11 protein-coding genes and 1 pseudogene are annotated in these 14,377 nt (G+C 69.9%); 3 read left to right on the forward strand and 9 right to left on the reverse strand.

What is annotated here, in order from left to right; all coding sequences use genetic code 11:
• Window positions 1-41: 41 nt before the first annotated feature.
• Both ACFY9I_RS03750 and ACFY9I_RS03755 read right to left on the reverse strand, forming a co-directional pair.
• Complete coding sequence (locus ACFY9I_RS03750) at window positions 42-308, reverse strand: hypothetical protein (RefSeq protein ID WP_390996188.1); 267 nt, start codon at window positions 306-308, stop codon at window positions 42-44.
• A 232-nt stretch (window positions 309-540) separates the two neighbouring features.
• Window positions 541-813: a hypothetical protein gene (locus ACFY9I_RS03755; protein ID WP_390996190.1), complete on the reverse strand. Its 273-nt coding sequence runs from the start codon at window positions 811-813 to the stop codon at window positions 541-543.
• Between the two features lie 285 nt (window positions 814-1,098).
• Between ACFY9I_RS03755 and ACFY9I_RS03760 the strand changes: the two are divergent.
• Window positions 1,099-2,067 (forward strand): annotated as a pseudogene (locus ACFY9I_RS03760) (ISAzo13 family transposase); the annotation flags it as partial.
• Window positions 2,068-2,559: 492 nt separating this feature from the next.
• On the opposite strand, the gene ACFY9I_RS03765 reads toward ACFY9I_RS03760, so the two are convergent.
• The 3 genes from ACFY9I_RS03765 to ACFY9I_RS03775 form a co-directional block, all read right to left on the reverse strand.
• The gene (locus ACFY9I_RS03765; protein WP_390996192.1) at window positions 2,560-2,817 is read right to left on the reverse strand and encodes a hypothetical protein; all 258 of its coding nucleotides are present in this window, start codon (window positions 2,815-2,817) and stop codon (window positions 2,560-2,562) included.
• Between the two features lie 237 nt (window positions 2,818-3,054).
• On the reverse strand, window positions 3,055-3,429 hold the full coding sequence (locus ACFY9I_RS03770) for a hypothetical protein (protein WP_390996195.1): 375 nt from the start codon (window positions 3,427-3,429) through the stop codon (window positions 3,055-3,057).
• Between the two features lie 169 nt (window positions 3,430-3,598).
• A complete protein-coding gene (locus ACFY9I_RS03775) occupies window positions 3,599-5,551 on the reverse strand; it encodes an AMP-binding protein (protein WP_390996198.1) in 1,953 nt (650 codons plus the stop codon).
• 119 nt (window positions 5,552-5,670) lie between these two features.
• On the opposite strand from ACFY9I_RS03775, the gene ACFY9I_RS03780 reads away from it, so the two are divergent.
• Window positions 5,671-6,321, forward strand: coding sequence for a chorismate mutase (locus tag ACFY9I_RS03780; protein ID WP_390996200.1), 651 nt, complete (start codon window positions 5,671-5,673; stop codon window positions 6,319-6,321).
• A gap of 55 nt (window positions 6,322-6,376) precedes the next feature.
• Here ACFY9I_RS03780 and ACFY9I_RS03785 read toward each other — a convergent pair whose 3' ends face one another.
• The 3 genes from ACFY9I_RS03785 to ACFY9I_RS03795 all read right to left on the reverse strand — a co-directional run bounded on the left by ACFY9I_RS03785 (window position 6,377) and on the right by ACFY9I_RS03795 (window position 11,679).
• A complete protein-coding gene (locus ACFY9I_RS03785; protein WP_390996203.1) occupies window positions 6,377-7,960 on the reverse strand; it encodes a von Willebrand factor type A domain-containing protein in 1,584 nt (527 codons plus the stop codon).
• Between the two features lie 159 nt (window positions 7,961-8,119).
• Complete coding sequence (locus ACFY9I_RS03790) at window positions 8,120-9,025, reverse strand: ABC transporter permease (RefSeq protein ID WP_390996206.1); 906 nt, start codon at window positions 9,023-9,025, stop codon at window positions 8,120-8,122.
• Complete coding sequence (locus tag ACFY9I_RS03795) at window positions 9,022-11,679, reverse strand: alpha/beta fold hydrolase (RefSeq protein WP_390996209.1); 2,658 nt, start codon at window positions 11,677-11,679, stop codon at window positions 9,022-9,024. Before ACFY9I_RS03795 ends, ACFY9I_RS03790 begins: the two co-directional genes overlap by 4 nt.
• Window positions 11,680-11,952: 273 nt before the next feature.
• On the opposite strand from ACFY9I_RS03795, the gene ACFY9I_RS03800 reads away from it, so the two are divergent.
• Window positions 11,953-12,789: a hypothetical protein gene (locus ACFY9I_RS03800; protein ID WP_390996212.1), complete on the forward strand. Its 837-nt coding sequence runs from the start codon at window positions 11,953-11,955 to the stop codon at window positions 12,787-12,789.
• Window positions 12,790-12,859: 70 nt separating this feature from the next.
• On the opposite strand, the gene mmsA is transcribed toward ACFY9I_RS03800, so the two are convergent.
• Window positions 12,860-14,362, reverse strand: a complete 1,503-nt coding sequence (gene mmsA, locus ACFY9I_RS03805; RefSeq protein WP_390996215.1) for a CoA-acylating methylmalonate-semialdehyde dehydrogenase — start codon at window positions 14,360-14,362, stop codon at window positions 12,860-12,862.
• Between the last annotated feature and the right edge of the window lie 15 nt (window positions 14,363-14,377).

Below are 14,377 nucleotides of genomic sequence, written 5' to 3' on the forward strand. Positions count from 1 at the left end.
CCGAAGCAATCAGTCCTCGATCCGCCTCAAGCCCTCAAGGATCAGCCGTTGCCGGCACCTTGAGCGACCTGCGTGCAGAAGTTACCGATGTTTGTAATGCTGTCGCCGAAGACGCTGACCGGCGCATTTACCTCGATCAGGGCGTTGGAAGTGAACCGTTGTTCACAGTTCAAAAACTGTGCGTTTTCGATGGCGGCATCGGCGGGCTGGTCGTCGCCGGCATCGTGAGCCTGAGCGACCCCGCTCCCCGCCAGGCCGATACTGCTGATGGCGGTGGTCACCAGCATGATCTTCTTGAACCCGTGCACGCGCAACTCCATGGGTTGGTTCACGGCCACTAGAACGTCGTGGCTCCCTACATAACGGCAAAGGAGATGTCGAGTGCTTCCTACGTCTCGACATCTCCTGTTCCGCGAATTACTGCCGCCGCCCCCTTCGATCCGGAACAGCCGGATCGCTCAGGGCGTCCCACGTGACAAGCATGGGAGCGACGAATTTCGCACCGAAGGCGCGAGACCCGCTTCCCCGCCGCACGTCGGTTCAGTCCTCGATGTTGACCGCCGAGCAGAAGTTTCCGATGTTCTGCTCGACATCCCCGCCGCCGACGGGGAGCACGGGGCTGGCAACGAAAGCAGTTCCGGCGTCGAACGCCTGCTCGCACTTCACGACCTGCAGGTTGTCGACGGCGAACGGGCCGTCGTATTCGTTGGCGCTGGCAACGCCGCTGCCGGTGAGGCCGAGACCGCCGACCATGGCAACTACGGCTGCAGTCTTCTTGAGCTTGATCATCACGTCTCCGGTTTCTTCACGCACACGGACCTCCTTACGGACCGTGTCCGACTCGTCACAGAAGGTATCACGAGCTTCTCTTGTTGCACCATTTCAGGCACGCCGGATGAAGTGAGGCCAATTAAGCTATGCACAGTTTTTACGGCAAGCGGAGTAGCCGAGTCGTAAATTTAGCCGCCGTGGAAATCAACATCTCCGGTGTGTTGCCATCCTGGCTCGCCTTGAAGACGAACCCGAGAAACCGGCGACACGGTTGACTTTCCTGGGAAACAGGTCGCGGCTTCCAGCTACGGGACGCGTCGCTCTGGTATGGGGCGACCGGAGGGGATCGAGGCCGTCCTGGCTGCGAAGTTCCAGGTGTTGTTGCCGCATCCGGACGAGCGTCAGCGTCGGCTGGTTATAGGGGCGGAAGCACTGCCGCTGGGGCTTGGCGCAGGATCGTCGCTGCCGCGGCCGGGGTTCGGGAGGGTCTCGCGCGGTGCTGCTCTGGAGTCTGCTCAGGCTGTGTTGGGCCGGTCCGTCGTCCTGGTGGGGGCCGGAAAAAGGCTGTGGCCTTGATCCGGGGCTGCGGCCGACCCTGCTTGCGTTGGTCGAGCCCGACGAGCGGGGCGATCCGATGTCGCCGCTGCGGTGGACGACGAAGTCGAACCGGAGGCCAGCAGCGGAGCTGACCTGGCAGGGCCACCGGGTCTCCGTCGACACGGTTGCCGGCCTGCTGCGGGAAGAAGGCTTCAGTCTGCGGGCCAACGCCAAAACCGTCGAGGGCGCTCAATACCCCGACAGCAACGCCCAGTTCCGCTACCTCGATGAGCAGAGACGAGACCATAGGGACGCCGGTGACCCGGTGATCAGCGTGGACAGCAAGAAGAAGGAGCTGATCGGCGACCACAAGAACGCCGGGCACGAATGGCGGCCCGCAGGGCAGCTTGCGAGGGGCAGGACGCACGACTTCCCCGGCCAGACCGAGACCCGGCTGGGTCGGCGTCGGCACCGATCACGACACCGCGGCGTTCACGGTCACCTCGATCCGGCGCTGGTGGCAGGCCCGCGGCTGGAAGACCCGGCTCGCCGGCCTCGCTGCCGAGACCGACCTTGCGATCACAGTGTGTCACCTTCCGCCCGGCACCTCGAAGTGGAACAAGATCGAGCACCGGCTGTTCTTCCACATCACAATGCACTGGCGCGGCAGACACCTGACCATCCATGAAGTCATGCTCCCCACCATCGCTCGCCGTGATCACCAGCCGCACCGGCCTCACCGTCCAGGGACAAACCGACTTCCCTCACGCGGCGTTCGCCCGAGGACCCGGAACTGACCGGGGTGACCCACCGACAGCTCAGCGAGCTCATCGACTCGTTGACGCCAGCGATGGAGGTTCATCGCGAGCAAGTGCTCCGCGCACGTCGAGGCCACGAGCGCCTGGTGGCCACCACGGCCATGACCATCAGCCGCGCAGTGAAAGACGTCCGCCCACTCCTGGAAGCCCATGGTTTCCATCTCCCAGCCTCAACCGCCCGTTTCGACACACGGGAAGACGTCGCCAGATCTTCGACGCCGACAAAATCAAGATCAGACCAACGTGTGTTGATTCCCGGCAAGTCCCAAGGCATAACGTGAGGTGCCTCCGGTGGGGGGTGAGCAAGGGCGTGTTCCTTGCTCACCCCCCACCGGAGGCACCTCACGTTCGCGCCCCGGAAGGTTGTCGACCCTCCGGGGCACCGGTCTTCATCAGGCGGCGACGCCGCCCCCAGGCACAGGAGCGCCTGACATCAGTCCTCGACGTTGACAGCCGAGCAGAAGTTGCCGATGTTCTGCTCCACGTCGCCGCCGGTGGTCGTGGGAACGGCGCCGAAGGCAAGGCCGCCGTCGAACGACTGCTCGCACTCGACGACCTGCAGGTTGTCAACGGCGAACGGGAACGGGTCGTCGTACTCGTGGCCGCCGTTGGCGCTGGCCACCCCGCCGCCGGCAAGGCCGAGACCGCCAACCATGACCGCTACGGCCGCAGCCTTCTTGAGCTTGTTCATCAGGTCTCCGATTTCTTCACGCACACGGGCCTCCTTACGGACCGTGTCCGACTCGTCACTGACGCTAACACATGCCTCTCTTAACGCATGATTTCCGGTACACCCGACTGAGTGAGACAAATCGAGTTATGCCCCTTTTAGCGCAACCGAGTTCACGGGATACCGAGAAGGAAAGGAGAGGCGGTCGCCGCCCGCTCGGATCCTGTTGGATCGCGGGACGAGCGGCGGCCTGTTCGCTCAGGCGGGTGCCGGCAGGGTGACCGCGGCAGGGGTGCAGACGGTGGTGCTCTGGCCGATGGCCGACAGCGTGATGCAGACCTGCGGGACCCTGGGCACCGTGACGGAAACCGTCTGCTGCACGTCGGCCTCAACGGCCTGTCCCAAACTGGCCAGTTCGACACCGTTCGCGGTGATCCTCATACCGACGATCTGCTTCTCCCGACAGTCGATACTGAGGGTGACCGTGCTGGTCGCCGTGCCGTCGATCTTCTCGACACCGAACTCGCAAGGCAGTTCCGGCTGCCGTGCGGCGGCCTGTGCCGGCGCGGCGGCCAAGAGCGGTGCGGATGCCAGCAGCAGGGTGGCCGCCGAGCGGAGCAAGCGGTGAGACAAAGGTCCTCCCAGGAACTGGGGCAGCCGCCAAACAAGCGACCAGCCCTCGATCGTGACACTCAAATGACCTTTAAGTGCCTTTCCTGGATGATGCGAACATAAGATCACCAGCTGCGCAAAGCGGGTGCGCCGTCCGGCTCGAAGATCCAGTCGGCCGGTCCGCAGGGTGTCAGCTGCGGTACAGCGCCTCGATCTCCTCCGCGTACGCCGCCGTCACCGCGTGACGCTTGATTTTCATCGACGGTGTGAGCAGGCCGTTGTCCTCGTTGAACTCGGCTTGCACCAGACGGAATTCGCGGATCGACTCGGCCCGGGAGACCGCCTGGTTGGCGTAGTCCACCGCTTTCTGCACGTCGGCGCGCATCCGGGGGTCGCGTACGAGCTCGGAGAGCGGGGTATTCGGGGACATGCCGCGCACGTGCAGCCAGTGGGACACGTCCTCAGGGTCCAGGGTGATCAGAGCGGCGACGTAAGGGCGGTTGTCGCCGACCACCACGCACTGCCCGACCGGGGGGCGGCTGCGCAGCCGGTCCTCCAGGACGGCCGGGGAGACGTTCTTGCCGCCGGAGGTGACGATGATGTCCTTCTTGCGGCCGGTGATGGTGAGGTAGCCGTCCTCGTCGAGCGCGCCGAGGTCGCCGGTGGCGAACCAGTCGTCGGTGAGGGCGGCGTCGGTGGCGACCGGGTTGTTCCAGTAGGTGCCGAAGACGATGCCCCCCTTGATGAGCACCTCGCCGTCGTCGGCGATACGGATCGCGGTGCCGGGAACGGGCTGGCCGACGGTGCCGGGGCGGGGCTTGAGGGGCGGGACGACGGTGGCGGCGGCCGTGGTCTCGGTCAGGCCGTAGCCCTCGTAGACGATGATCCCGGCGGCGTAGAAGAACAGGTTGAGGTCGCGGTCGAGCGGGGAGCCGCCGCTGATGGCGTAGCGCACCCGGCCGCCGAGTTCGCCCCGTATCCGGCGGTAGACCAGCAGGTCGTACAGGGCCCAGGCGGCGTACAGGCCGGGGGTCGGGCCGGGGCCCCGGTCCAGGAACTTGTCGAGGCAGGCGCGGGCGAAGCGGACGCCGAGGCGGTGGGCACGGTCGAAGGAGGCGCCGCGGCCGATGCGTTCGGCGGTGGCACGGCCGGTGGCGTGGATCCGCTCGAAGAGGTAGGGGACGCCGACGAGGAAGGTGGGGCGGAAGCTCTTCAGCGCGGGCCGCAGTTCGTCGGGCTTGATGCTCGGGCAGTGGCCGATCTCGATGCGGGCCATCAGGCAGGCGATCTGGATCGTACGGCCGAGGATGTGGGCGAGCGGCAGGAAGAGCAGGGTGGAGGCGGTCTGACCGCTGACCGCCATGAAGACCGGGTGGAGCAGTTCCACCGTGTTGGCGGCCTCGGCGTGGAGGTTGGCGTGGGTGAGGACGCAGCCCTTGGGGCGGCCGGTGGTGCCGGAGGTGTAGCAGATGGTCGCGGCCGTGTCGGGGGTGAGGCCGGCGCGGCGCTTGGTGACCTCGTCGTCAGGGACGCCCCGGCCCAGGTCGGCGAGTTGGGCGAGGGCGCCCGAGCCGCCCGCCTCGGCGGCGGCTGGTGCCGGCGTGAGCTGCCAGACACGCGGGGGCTGGGAGTGGCGGGCGGTGGCGGTGGCCACGGCGGCCGCGTTCTCGGGGGTCTCCACGACCACGAAACGGGAGCCGGAGTCTCGGATGATCCACTCGATCTGGTCCGGCGAGGACGTGGCGTAGATCGGCACGGACTGGCCGCCGGCCGCCCAGACGGCGAAGTCGACGACCGTCCACTCGTATCGGGTGCGGGACATCACCGCGACACGGCCGCCCGGTTCGAGTCCGGCGGCGATCAACCCCTTGGCGGTGGCGGTGACTTCGCGGGCGAACGCGGTGGCGGTGACCGGGTGCCAGGTGCCGTGGCGGTCCTCTCGACGCAGGACGACGGCGTCCGGGGCCTCCGTCGCGTTGACGAAGGGGAGGTCGGCGGTGCTGCCGCTCGTGGGGCGGGGGGCGAGGGCGGGTGTGCGTGCCTCGCGGACTACTCCCCGCGCGTCTTTGACGACCTCGACCTCGACCCGGTCGATCAGGTCGCCGCGCTGCTTCGCCTGGTTCAGGTCCTTGCGTACGCCCATCACGGCTCCCGAGGCCGACTCCTTCATTACTGGCGAGTCAACTTACCGGTAGGTAAGAAATTTTCAAGGGTTTCGGCCGACACCGGGGCTCGGGTGGGGGCGCGTGATAGGCGTGGATCATGCGCCTCCCTCGCCTCAGGCCCGTCCTGGTCTCCGTCTGTGTCTCGTCCGCCGTGGTGCTGACCGGTGTCGTACCGGCCGCGGCCGCCGAGTCCTCCTCCGCTCCCTCTCGTACGGTTGTGGGCGCCCGGTCGCTCACCGGGCTGACAAATCTGTTCGCCGAGCGGCTGCTCGTGGCGGACAAGGTCGCGGCGGCCAAGTACGGCACGACCGCGCCGATCGACGATCCCGTGCGGGAGAAGGCGATCCTGGACGATGTGGCGGCGCGGGCGGTGGGGCTGGGGCTCGATCCGGACGAGGTGACCGCCGTGTTCCGGGACCAGATCGAGGCGAACAAGCTGGTGCAGCGGGGGCTTTACGCCCGGTGGGACGCCCATCCGGAGGAGCGGCCCGTGGAGCGGCCCGATCTGGTGACGGAGGTGCGGCCGGTGCTGGACCGGATCACCACTCGGTTGCTGAACGCGCTGCAGGCGACGGAAGGGGCGCGGGACGGGGTGTCCTGCGAGCCCCGGCTGCGGGTGTCGGCCCTGCGGTCGGCGTACGAACACCGGCTGGACCGGCTGCACGGGGAGGGACTGGCGCGGGCGTTGCCCTCGGTGTGCGGGGACGGGGCCCGGAGCGACAGGCACTCGTCCGGCATCAGACACTAGGCCCTTCCCCCACGGAGTTCCGGCAGAAGGGCCCTAGCCCTGCCCTAGCCCTGCCCTAGCCCAGCAGCGCGTCCGCCGTTTCTATCGCCTCGGCCAGGTCGTACACGTCCCTGTCCTCGCGGGCCCTCGCCAAGGTCTGGGCCCGGGAGCCCAGTTCACCGAGGGAGGGACGGCCCGGGAGGTCGGACCAGCGCGTGTCGCCCTGGCGCAGGCAGTCGGCGAAGTAGGCGGCCACGGCGGCGACCCTCAGGCCGTACGGGGAGCCGGCCCACAGGTTGCCGTGCAGGTCCGAGGCCTCGATGCCGGCCGACTCCTCGTGCGGGGTGCGGCTGTGGGGGTCGAGCCAGCGGACGGTGGCGGTGGCGAGGTGGCCGCCTTCCGTGCCCTTCTTGACGCGGACGGCGTAGAGGGCGGTGACGGTGTGGCCGGGGCCGACCTCGCCGCCGTCGACGCGATCGTCACGGAAGTCGTCGTCGGCGACCTGACGGTTGTCGTAGCCGATCAGGCGGAACTCCTCGACCGTCGCCGGGTCGAAGGAGACCTGGGCCTTGGCGTCGCGGGCGGTGAGGTCGATGTTCCGCGGGAGTTCCTCGCAGAAGACCCGCTCGGCCTCCTCCTCGGTGGCGACGTAGGTGGTGTGGCCGTCGCCCCGGTCGGCGAGCTGCTCCATGAGGGCGTCGCCGTAGTCGCTGCCGACCCCGACGCCGAAGAGGGTGATGCCGTGTTCGCGGCGTTCGCTCGCGATGCGTTCGAGGATGGTGTCGGCGTCGGTGTCGCCGGTGTTCGCGAGCGCGTCGGAGAGAAGCACGACGCGGTTGGTGGCGCCCTTGCGCAGGCCTTCGACGGCGGTCTCGTAACCGGTCTCGACGCCCGCCGCGAGGTTGGTGGACTCGGTAGGCTCCAGGCTGTTGACGGCCTCGCGGATCTTGGACACGTTGCCCTCGACGCGGGTCATGGGCAGGACGGTCTCGGCCTCGTCGCTGAAGGCCACGATCGCCACCGAGTCGTCGTCGCGCAGCCGCAGCGTCATCGTGCGCAGGGCCTCCTGGGCGAGGTCGAGGCGTCCCGGTTCGGACATGGAGCCGGAGACGTCGATGACGAAGGTGAGGGCGGCGGGCGGCCGGTCGCCGTCCCCTTCGGCGGCGCGGGTGGCGAGGCCGACGCGGACGAGGGACCACTCCATGCCGGTCGTGTGGGCGCCGTCGACGGTGACCGAGAAGCCGTCGCCGTCGGGGCGTTCGTAGTCCTGGCGGAAGCTGTTGACGAATTCCTCGGGGCGGACCGTCGACGGGTCGGGCAGGCCGCCGTCCTCCAGAGTGCGGCGGGCGTAGCCGTAGGAGGCGGTGTCGACGTCGAGGGCGAAGGTGGAGAGGTGGTCGGGGGACGGGGCGATGTCGGGGGACCCGTCGTCCGGCTCATCGCCGCGTTGTTCGCCGGGGCCGGTGCCGTCGGGTGCCGGGGCCGGGAAGCCGTCGTCGGGGCGGCTGTCGGCTTGGCGGCCCTTCGAGGAGGAGCCGCCGTCCCCGCTCGCACCGCAGCCGGTGAGGAGCAGCGTGCCGGCCGTGCCCAGGGCGAGGAGTGCGGTGCCCAGCCGCCGTCGGGTCGTCGGCCTCGTCGTCGTCCTGCGGTACGTGTGCATCCGGGCCTCCTGGTCGCGTCACCCGCCGCCTTGGTGTGGGCGGCTGTTGTGACTGTGACGGCGCGGGGGGCACGGATGTGCGCTATGGGGAGTTGCGGATGCGTCTCGAACGGGCCACGGCGGGGGCCCGTCGAGACCGGTGGGTGATCCTCCGTTGACCTAGGAGACGACGTCCTTGCGGCCGAAACCCCGGAAGGCCAGGGCGAACAGCACCAGGGCGTACGTTATGGAAATCGAGACGCCCTGGATCATGTCGGTGTACTCGGGCTGCGGACGGACGACGTCCATCCAGGCGTACTGCCAGTGGGCGGGCAGGAAGTGGCGCCAGTCGCCGAGGGCGGTCACCTCGTCGAGGACGCTGCCGACGATGGTGAGGCCCACGGCGCCGCCGACGGCGCCGAGCGGGGCGTCGGTCCGCGTGGAGAGCCAGAACGCCATGGCGGCGGTGACCAGTTGGGACACGAAGATGTACGCCACGGTGATCACCAGTGCCTGGGCGGCGGCGCCCGCGGCGAGTTCACCGCCGGTGGGCAGCTCCAGGGGGCCCCAGCCGTACGCGGCCGTGCCGACGACGAGCGCGACGACCGGCAGCAGCACCAGCGCCGCCAGGCTGAGGGTGAGGCCGACCGCGAGCTTGGACCACAGCAGCCGGGCGCGGGGCACGGGCGCGGCGAGGAGGTAGCGCAGGGAGGACCAGCTGGCCTCCGAGGCGACCGTGTCGCCGCAGAACAGCGCGACGGGGATGACGAGGAGGAAGCCCGCCGCGGCGAAGAGGTTCACCGCGGCGAAGTTCGCGCCGGACGCCGTCGCCGTGTCCATCAGGTTGACCCGGTTGTTGCCCTCGCCGGGCGTGCCTCCGACCTGGAAGGCGATCAGCAGCACCAGCGGCAGGGCGAACAGGATGCCGCCCATGACCATCGTGCGGCGCCGCTTCAGCTGGCGGACCAGCTCGACCCCGAAGGGCAGGGTGCGGCCCGCGCGGTAGCCGTCGGCGACCTCGACGGGGTTCTTGTGCCCGGGGTGTCCGGGTTCTGCGTGCTCGGCACGCTCGGCCAGCGTGCTCATGCGGACTCTCCGATCAGGGTGAGGAAGGCGTCTTCGAGGCGGCGGTGGGGGCCGACCGACTCCACGGGGACCTCCAGCCGTACGAGTTCGGCGACCAGGCGCTGGGCACTGCCGTCGGCGCCGAGGCGGACGACCAGACCGTCGTCGGTGCGGACGGCCGAGTCGACGCCGGGCAGCGTGGCGATCTTCTCGACGAGCGGCTCGTCCACGGGCTCGGACGTGCCGACCAGCAGGGTGTCGCCGGAGCCGACGATCTCGCTCACGGGGCCCGCCTGGACGAGCTGCCCGTGGTCCATGACGACCAGGTGCGTACAGGTCTGCTCGACCTCGGCCAGCAGGTGGCTGGAGACGATGACGGTACGGCCGGCCGCCGCGTACCGGATCATGACCTCGCGCATCTCGCGGATCTGTGGCGGGTCGAGTCCGTTCGTCGGCTCGTCGAGGATCAGCAGGTCGGGCAGGCCCAGCATGGCCTGGGCGATGGCCAGGCGCTGGCGCATGCCCTGCGAGTAGGTGCGGACGGCGCGGGCCAGGGCGTCGCCGAGGCCGGCGATCTCCAGGGCCTCGTCGAGGTGGGCGTCCTCGGCCGGGCGGCCGGTGGCCCGCCAGTAGAGCTCCAGGTTCTCGCGGCCGGACAGGTGGGGGAGGAAGCCCGCGCCTTCGACGAAGGCGCCGACCCGGGAGAGCACCGGGGCGCCCGGCACGATCGCGTGGCCGAAGACCCGGATCTGGCCGCCGTCCGGCTGGATCAGGCCCATGAGCATGCGCAGGGTCGTCGTCTTGCCCGCGCCGTTCGGCCCGAGGAGGCCGAGGACCTGGCCCTTCTCGACACGGAAGGAGAGGTCGCGGACGCTGTAGCGGTCGCCGTTCTTGTACTTCTTGCTCAGGTCGGTGATCTGCAGGGGGACCTCGGCCAGCGCGGGGTCCGGGGCCGGGGGGACGATCCGGCGGCGGCCGGTGACGAGGAGGACGGCCGCGACCACGGCGCCACCGATCGGCATGTACCAGACCCAGGCGGGCAGCACGTCCGTGCGGTCGGCCCGGCCGAGCGGGGTCGGCACCTCCAGGTCGCCCTTGAGGGAGACGGTGTACGTCGCGGGGGTCGCCGGGGAGGCGTAGCCGAGGTCGGTGGAGGCGAGGACCAGGCGGAGACTGTGGCCGTCGTCGAGTTCGTGGTCGATGGCCGGAAGGGTGAGCTTCACGTCCTTGCCGGACTTGGCGCCCTCGACGCGGACGGGCTCGACGAGCTGGGACGGGAGGACCTGTGACCTGCCGTCCGGGCCGACGTCGTACACCTTGGCGAACAGGACGGCGTCCTCGCTGGTCGACCTGACGTGGACCGTCGCCGTGGGCGAGCCGGTGATCTGGAGGTCGTCGGCGACGGGCTTCGACTCGAACGCGGCGAACTGGCCGGGGAAGTCGAGGGAGATGCTGACGCCGAGCGAGGACAGCTGGGAGAGGCCGCCGACGGCGCCGAGGCCGGGCAGGGCCGAGATGCCGGGCGGATTGGCGCCGGCCGGGTTCTCGAAGCTCTGCTCGCGTCCCGTGAGGGCGATCTTCGTGGGGTCGCCCTCCAGGCCCGGGTAGGTGTCGTCGGTCGTACCGGCGAGGCGGGGCTCACCGTCGCCGGAGCCGGCGCCGAGGGTGCGGGTGACGCGGAACGCGGAGCCGGTGTCGGCCCCCTTGTCGCCCTTGAGATAGCGGTCGAACCAGGCGTGCGTCCGGGCCTGGACCCGGCTCGTCTCCATGTCGCCGCCGTCGTGGCCGCCGGAGATCCAGTCGACGTCCACGGGGGCGCCGTTCGCCTTGATCGCCTCGGCGGCGGCGTCGGCCTGGCCGAGGGGGAAGAGGGAGTCGGTCTGGCCCTGCATCAGCAGTGTCGGCACCTTGATGCGGTCGCCGACGGCTTCGGGGCTGCGCTCGTCCAGCAGCTTCACGGCCTCCGCGTCCGGCTGCCCCCTCTCGGCGACCCGCTGGTACATCTCGCACAGCCGCGGCTCGAACTTCTCGCAGCCGCCGCCGGTGTTGACGAAGAGGCCGGCCCACAGCTTCTTGAATACGCCGTTGGGGAAGAGGGCGTCCGCCAGGTTCCAGTACGTGATCGAGGGCGCGAGGGCGTCGACCCGGTCGTCGTAGCCGGCGGCCAGCAGCGCGATCGCCCCGCCGTACGAGGCGCCGGCGGCGCCGACGCGCGGGTCGCCGTCCTTGTCCAGTCGGACCTCGGGCCGCTCGGCGAGCCAGTCGATCAGCTTCGAGACGTCGGCGACCTCGCCCTTGGGGTCGTTCAGCCCGATCTTGCCGGTCGACTCGCCGAAGCCGCGCGCGGACCAGGTCAGCACCGCGTAGCCGTCGCGGGCGAGGTCCTCCGCCTGCCCGCGGACGTCGTTCTTGCTGCCGCCGAAGCCGTGCCCGAGCAGGACGGCGGGGCGGCGGCCGCCGGAGCCGGAGGTGAAGTACGAGGTGTCGATGCGTACGCCCTCGGCCGTGTTCAGGGCCTGGTCGGTGCGCTTCACCGGCGCCGCTTCGTCCGAGGCGGTGGCCGTCCAGGTGCCCGCGCCGGCGAGCACGACGACGGCTGCCGCGGCGGCGAGGGTGCGGCGCGGCCTCCGCCGCAGCGCCCCACGCAGTCGCGGTCCGGGGAGTCGAAGATCCATGCGTCAACGGTACGGGCCCCCGTCGGCACCCCGGGGCAGCCTCCGGTCGGAACAGTGGGCCATCCCACAGTCGTACGGGCGGATTTCGGCATACAGCGGTCGCGGTACACGGGGGCGTGGGACGGGCCTGACAGCAACCTGATAAGTCGGGCCTCGGGCGGACCCCGTCCGCCCGCAAATCCGGTGGCGGGAGTGTCGGTGGGCCCGGATAGAGTCGCCGCTCACAGTTGGCACACATGTCCGTGACAGGCATGGATCTTCGGGGTGGGGCATATGAAGCTGCGGCAGACCGCGGCCCGGGTGGGGGTCACGGCGGCGGCGCTCGTGGCGACGACGGCGTGCGGCGCGGAGACCGTCAGGCGGGCCGCCGAGACGGTCGACAAGTCCGACGCGATCATGGCGGCGCTGGCGCGGGCCACGGACCGGACCGAGAAGCTGGGCTCCGCCGAGGTCGAGGTGACGGCCGACACGGGCGACGGCCCGGTCACCATGGAGGGCACGTACTCCTGGGGCGACGGCTACGCCTACGACGTCGAGATGGACGCCGGGGCCGCCGGGATGCAGGACCTGACGGACGACCCGACCATCCACGCGCTCTTCGTGGACGGCGCGTACTACTACGACGTCGACCCGCTGACCTCCGGTCCCTACAAGGGCAAGGAGTGGTTGAAGGTCGACGGGTCGGTGGTGTTCGGCGAGAAGGGCTCCCGGGCCTTCAGCGGCGGCAGCGGGGCCAGCCCGGCGGCCTCCATGCGGAGTCTGAAGTACGCGAAGGGCTTCGAGGACCTCGGCCGGGAGAGCGTGGACGGGCGGACCGCCACCCACTACCGGGCCCAGCTCGGCAAGGAGCAGTTGGGCAGGTTCCAGGACGCCTACTCCGGTGAGGGCACCGTCGTGGACTCGGTGACCGGGGGCGTCGACAAGGTCACGATGGACGTGTGGGTCGGCGCCGACGACCTGCCGGTCCGGCTGCGGCAGAAGATGGGCGCCATGACCGTCACCATGGACTTCGAGAAGTTCGGCGCCACGACCGAGGTGAAGGCCCCGCCCGCCGGGGAGATCGCCGACGTCACCGAGGCGCTCCGGGAGAACCTGGGGCAGCGGGGCTGACCTGGGCCCGGACAGACGGCACCCCGCCCCTTCCCTCCCGGGAAGGGGCGGGGTGCCGTACGGCACGGCCTCAGTGGTTGCGCGGGAAGCCCAGGTCCACGCCCGTGGGGGCGTCGGCCGGGTCGGGCCAGCGGGTGGTGACGACCTTGCCCCGGGTGTAGAAGTGGGTGCCGTCGTTGCCGTAGATGTGGTGGTCGCCGAAGAGGGAGTCCTTCCAGCCGCCGAAGCTGTGGTAGCCGACGGGGACCGGGATCGGGACGTTGACGCCGACCATGCCGGCCTCGACCTCCAGCTGGAAGCGGCGGGCGGCGCCGCCGTCGCGGGTGAAGATCGCGGTGCCGTTACCGAACGGCGAGGCGTTGATGAGGGCGATGCCCTCGTCGTAGGTGTCGACCCGCAGCACTGTCAGCACCGGGCCGAAGATCTCGTCCTGGTACGCCTTCGCCGTGGTCGGGACCTTGTCCAGCAGCGAGATGCCGATCCAGTGGCCGTTCTCGTGACCGTCGACCGTGAAGCCGGTGCCGTCCAGGACGACCTCGCAGCCCTCGGCCGCCGCGCCCTCGACGTACGACGCCACCTTGTCACGGTGGACCGCCGTGATCAGCGGGCCCATCTCGGAGGTCGGGTCGTTGCCGGGGCCGATCTTGATCTTCTCGGCGCGCTCGCGGATCTTCTCCACGAGTTCGTCGCCGATCGCGCCCACCGCCACGACCGCCGAGATCGCCATGCAGCGCTCGCCCGCCGAGCCGTACGCGGCGGAGACAGCGGCGTCGGCCGCCGCGTCGAGGTCCGCGTCGGGCAGGACCAGCATGTGGTTCTTGGCGCCGCCCAGGGCCTGGACGCGCTTGCCGTTCGCCGAGGCCGTGGTGTGGATGTAGCGGGCGATCGGGGTCGAGCCGACGAAGGAGACGGCCTTGACGTCCGGGTGCTCCAGGAGGCGGTCGACGGCCACCTTGTCGCCGTGGACGACGTTGAAGACGCCGTCCGGGAGACCGGCCTCCGAGAGGAGTTCGGCGATCTTGACGGAGGCCGAGGGGTCCTTCTCGGACGGCTTCAGGACGAACGTGTTGCCGGTCGCGATGGCGATCGGGAACATCCACATCGGGACCATCGCCGGGAAGTTGAACGGCGTGATGCCCGCGACGACACCGAGGGGCTGGCGGATCGAGGAGACGTCCACCCGGCTGGCGACCTGCGTGGACAGCTCGCCCTTCAGCTGCACGTTGATGCCGCAGGCCAGTTCGACGATCTCCAGGCCGCGCGCGACCTCGCCGAGCGCGTCGGAGTGCACCTTGCCGTGCTCGGCGGTGATCAGCTCGGCGATCGCGTCGCGGTTGGCGTCGAGCAGCGCGCGGAACTTGAACAGGATGGAGGTGCGCTGGGCCAGCGAGGACTGGCCCCAGGTGGCGAAGGCCTCCTTGGCGGTGCGTACCGCCGCGTCGACCTCGTCCACGGTCGCGAAGGCGACCTTGGTGGTGACCGCGCCGGTCGCCGGGTCCGTGACCGGCCCGAACGTACCCGACGCGCCTTCGACGGCCTTGCCGCCGATCCAGTGGTTGACGATCTTCGTCATGCCGAGAGACTCCTT

This window comes from Streptomyces sp. NPDC012510, from assembly GCF_042955065.1.
Lineage (GTDB): Bacteria > Actinomycetota > Actinomycetes > Streptomycetales > Streptomycetaceae > Streptomyces.

Bases quoted from the DNA above. Each gene is read 5' to 3' on its own strand.
- ACFY9I_RS03795 (WP_390996209.1), bottom strand. From the start codon at position 11,679: ATGGATCTTCGACTCCCCGGACCGCGACTGCGTGGGGCGCTGCGGCGG.
- ACFY9I_RS03780 (WP_390996200.1), top strand. From the start codon at position 5,671: ATGCGCCTCCCTCGCCTCAGGCCCGTCCTGGTCTCCGTCTGTGTCTCG.
- ACFY9I_RS03790 (WP_390996206.1), bottom strand. From the start codon at position 9,025: ATGAGCACGCTGGCCGAGCGTGCCGAGCACGCAGAACCCGGACACCCC.
- ACFY9I_RS03785 (WP_390996203.1), bottom strand. From the start codon at position 7,960: ATGCACACGTACCGCAGGACGACGACGAGGCCGACGACCCGACGGCGG.
- ACFY9I_RS03765 (WP_390996192.1), bottom strand. From the start codon at position 2,817: ATGAACAAGCTCAAGAAGGCTGCGGCCGTAGCGGTCATGGTTGGCGGT.
- ACFY9I_RS03800 (WP_390996212.1), top strand. From the start codon at position 11,953: ATGAAGCTGCGGCAGACCGCGGCCCGGGTGGGGGTCACGGCGGCGGCG.
- mmsA (WP_390996215.1), bottom strand. From the start codon at position 14,362: ATGACGAAGATCGTCAACCACTGGATCGGCGGCAAGGCCGTCGAAGGC.
- ACFY9I_RS03775 (WP_390996198.1), bottom strand. From the start codon at position 5,551: ATGGGCGTACGCAAGGACCTGAACCAGGCGAAGCAGCGCGGCGACCTG.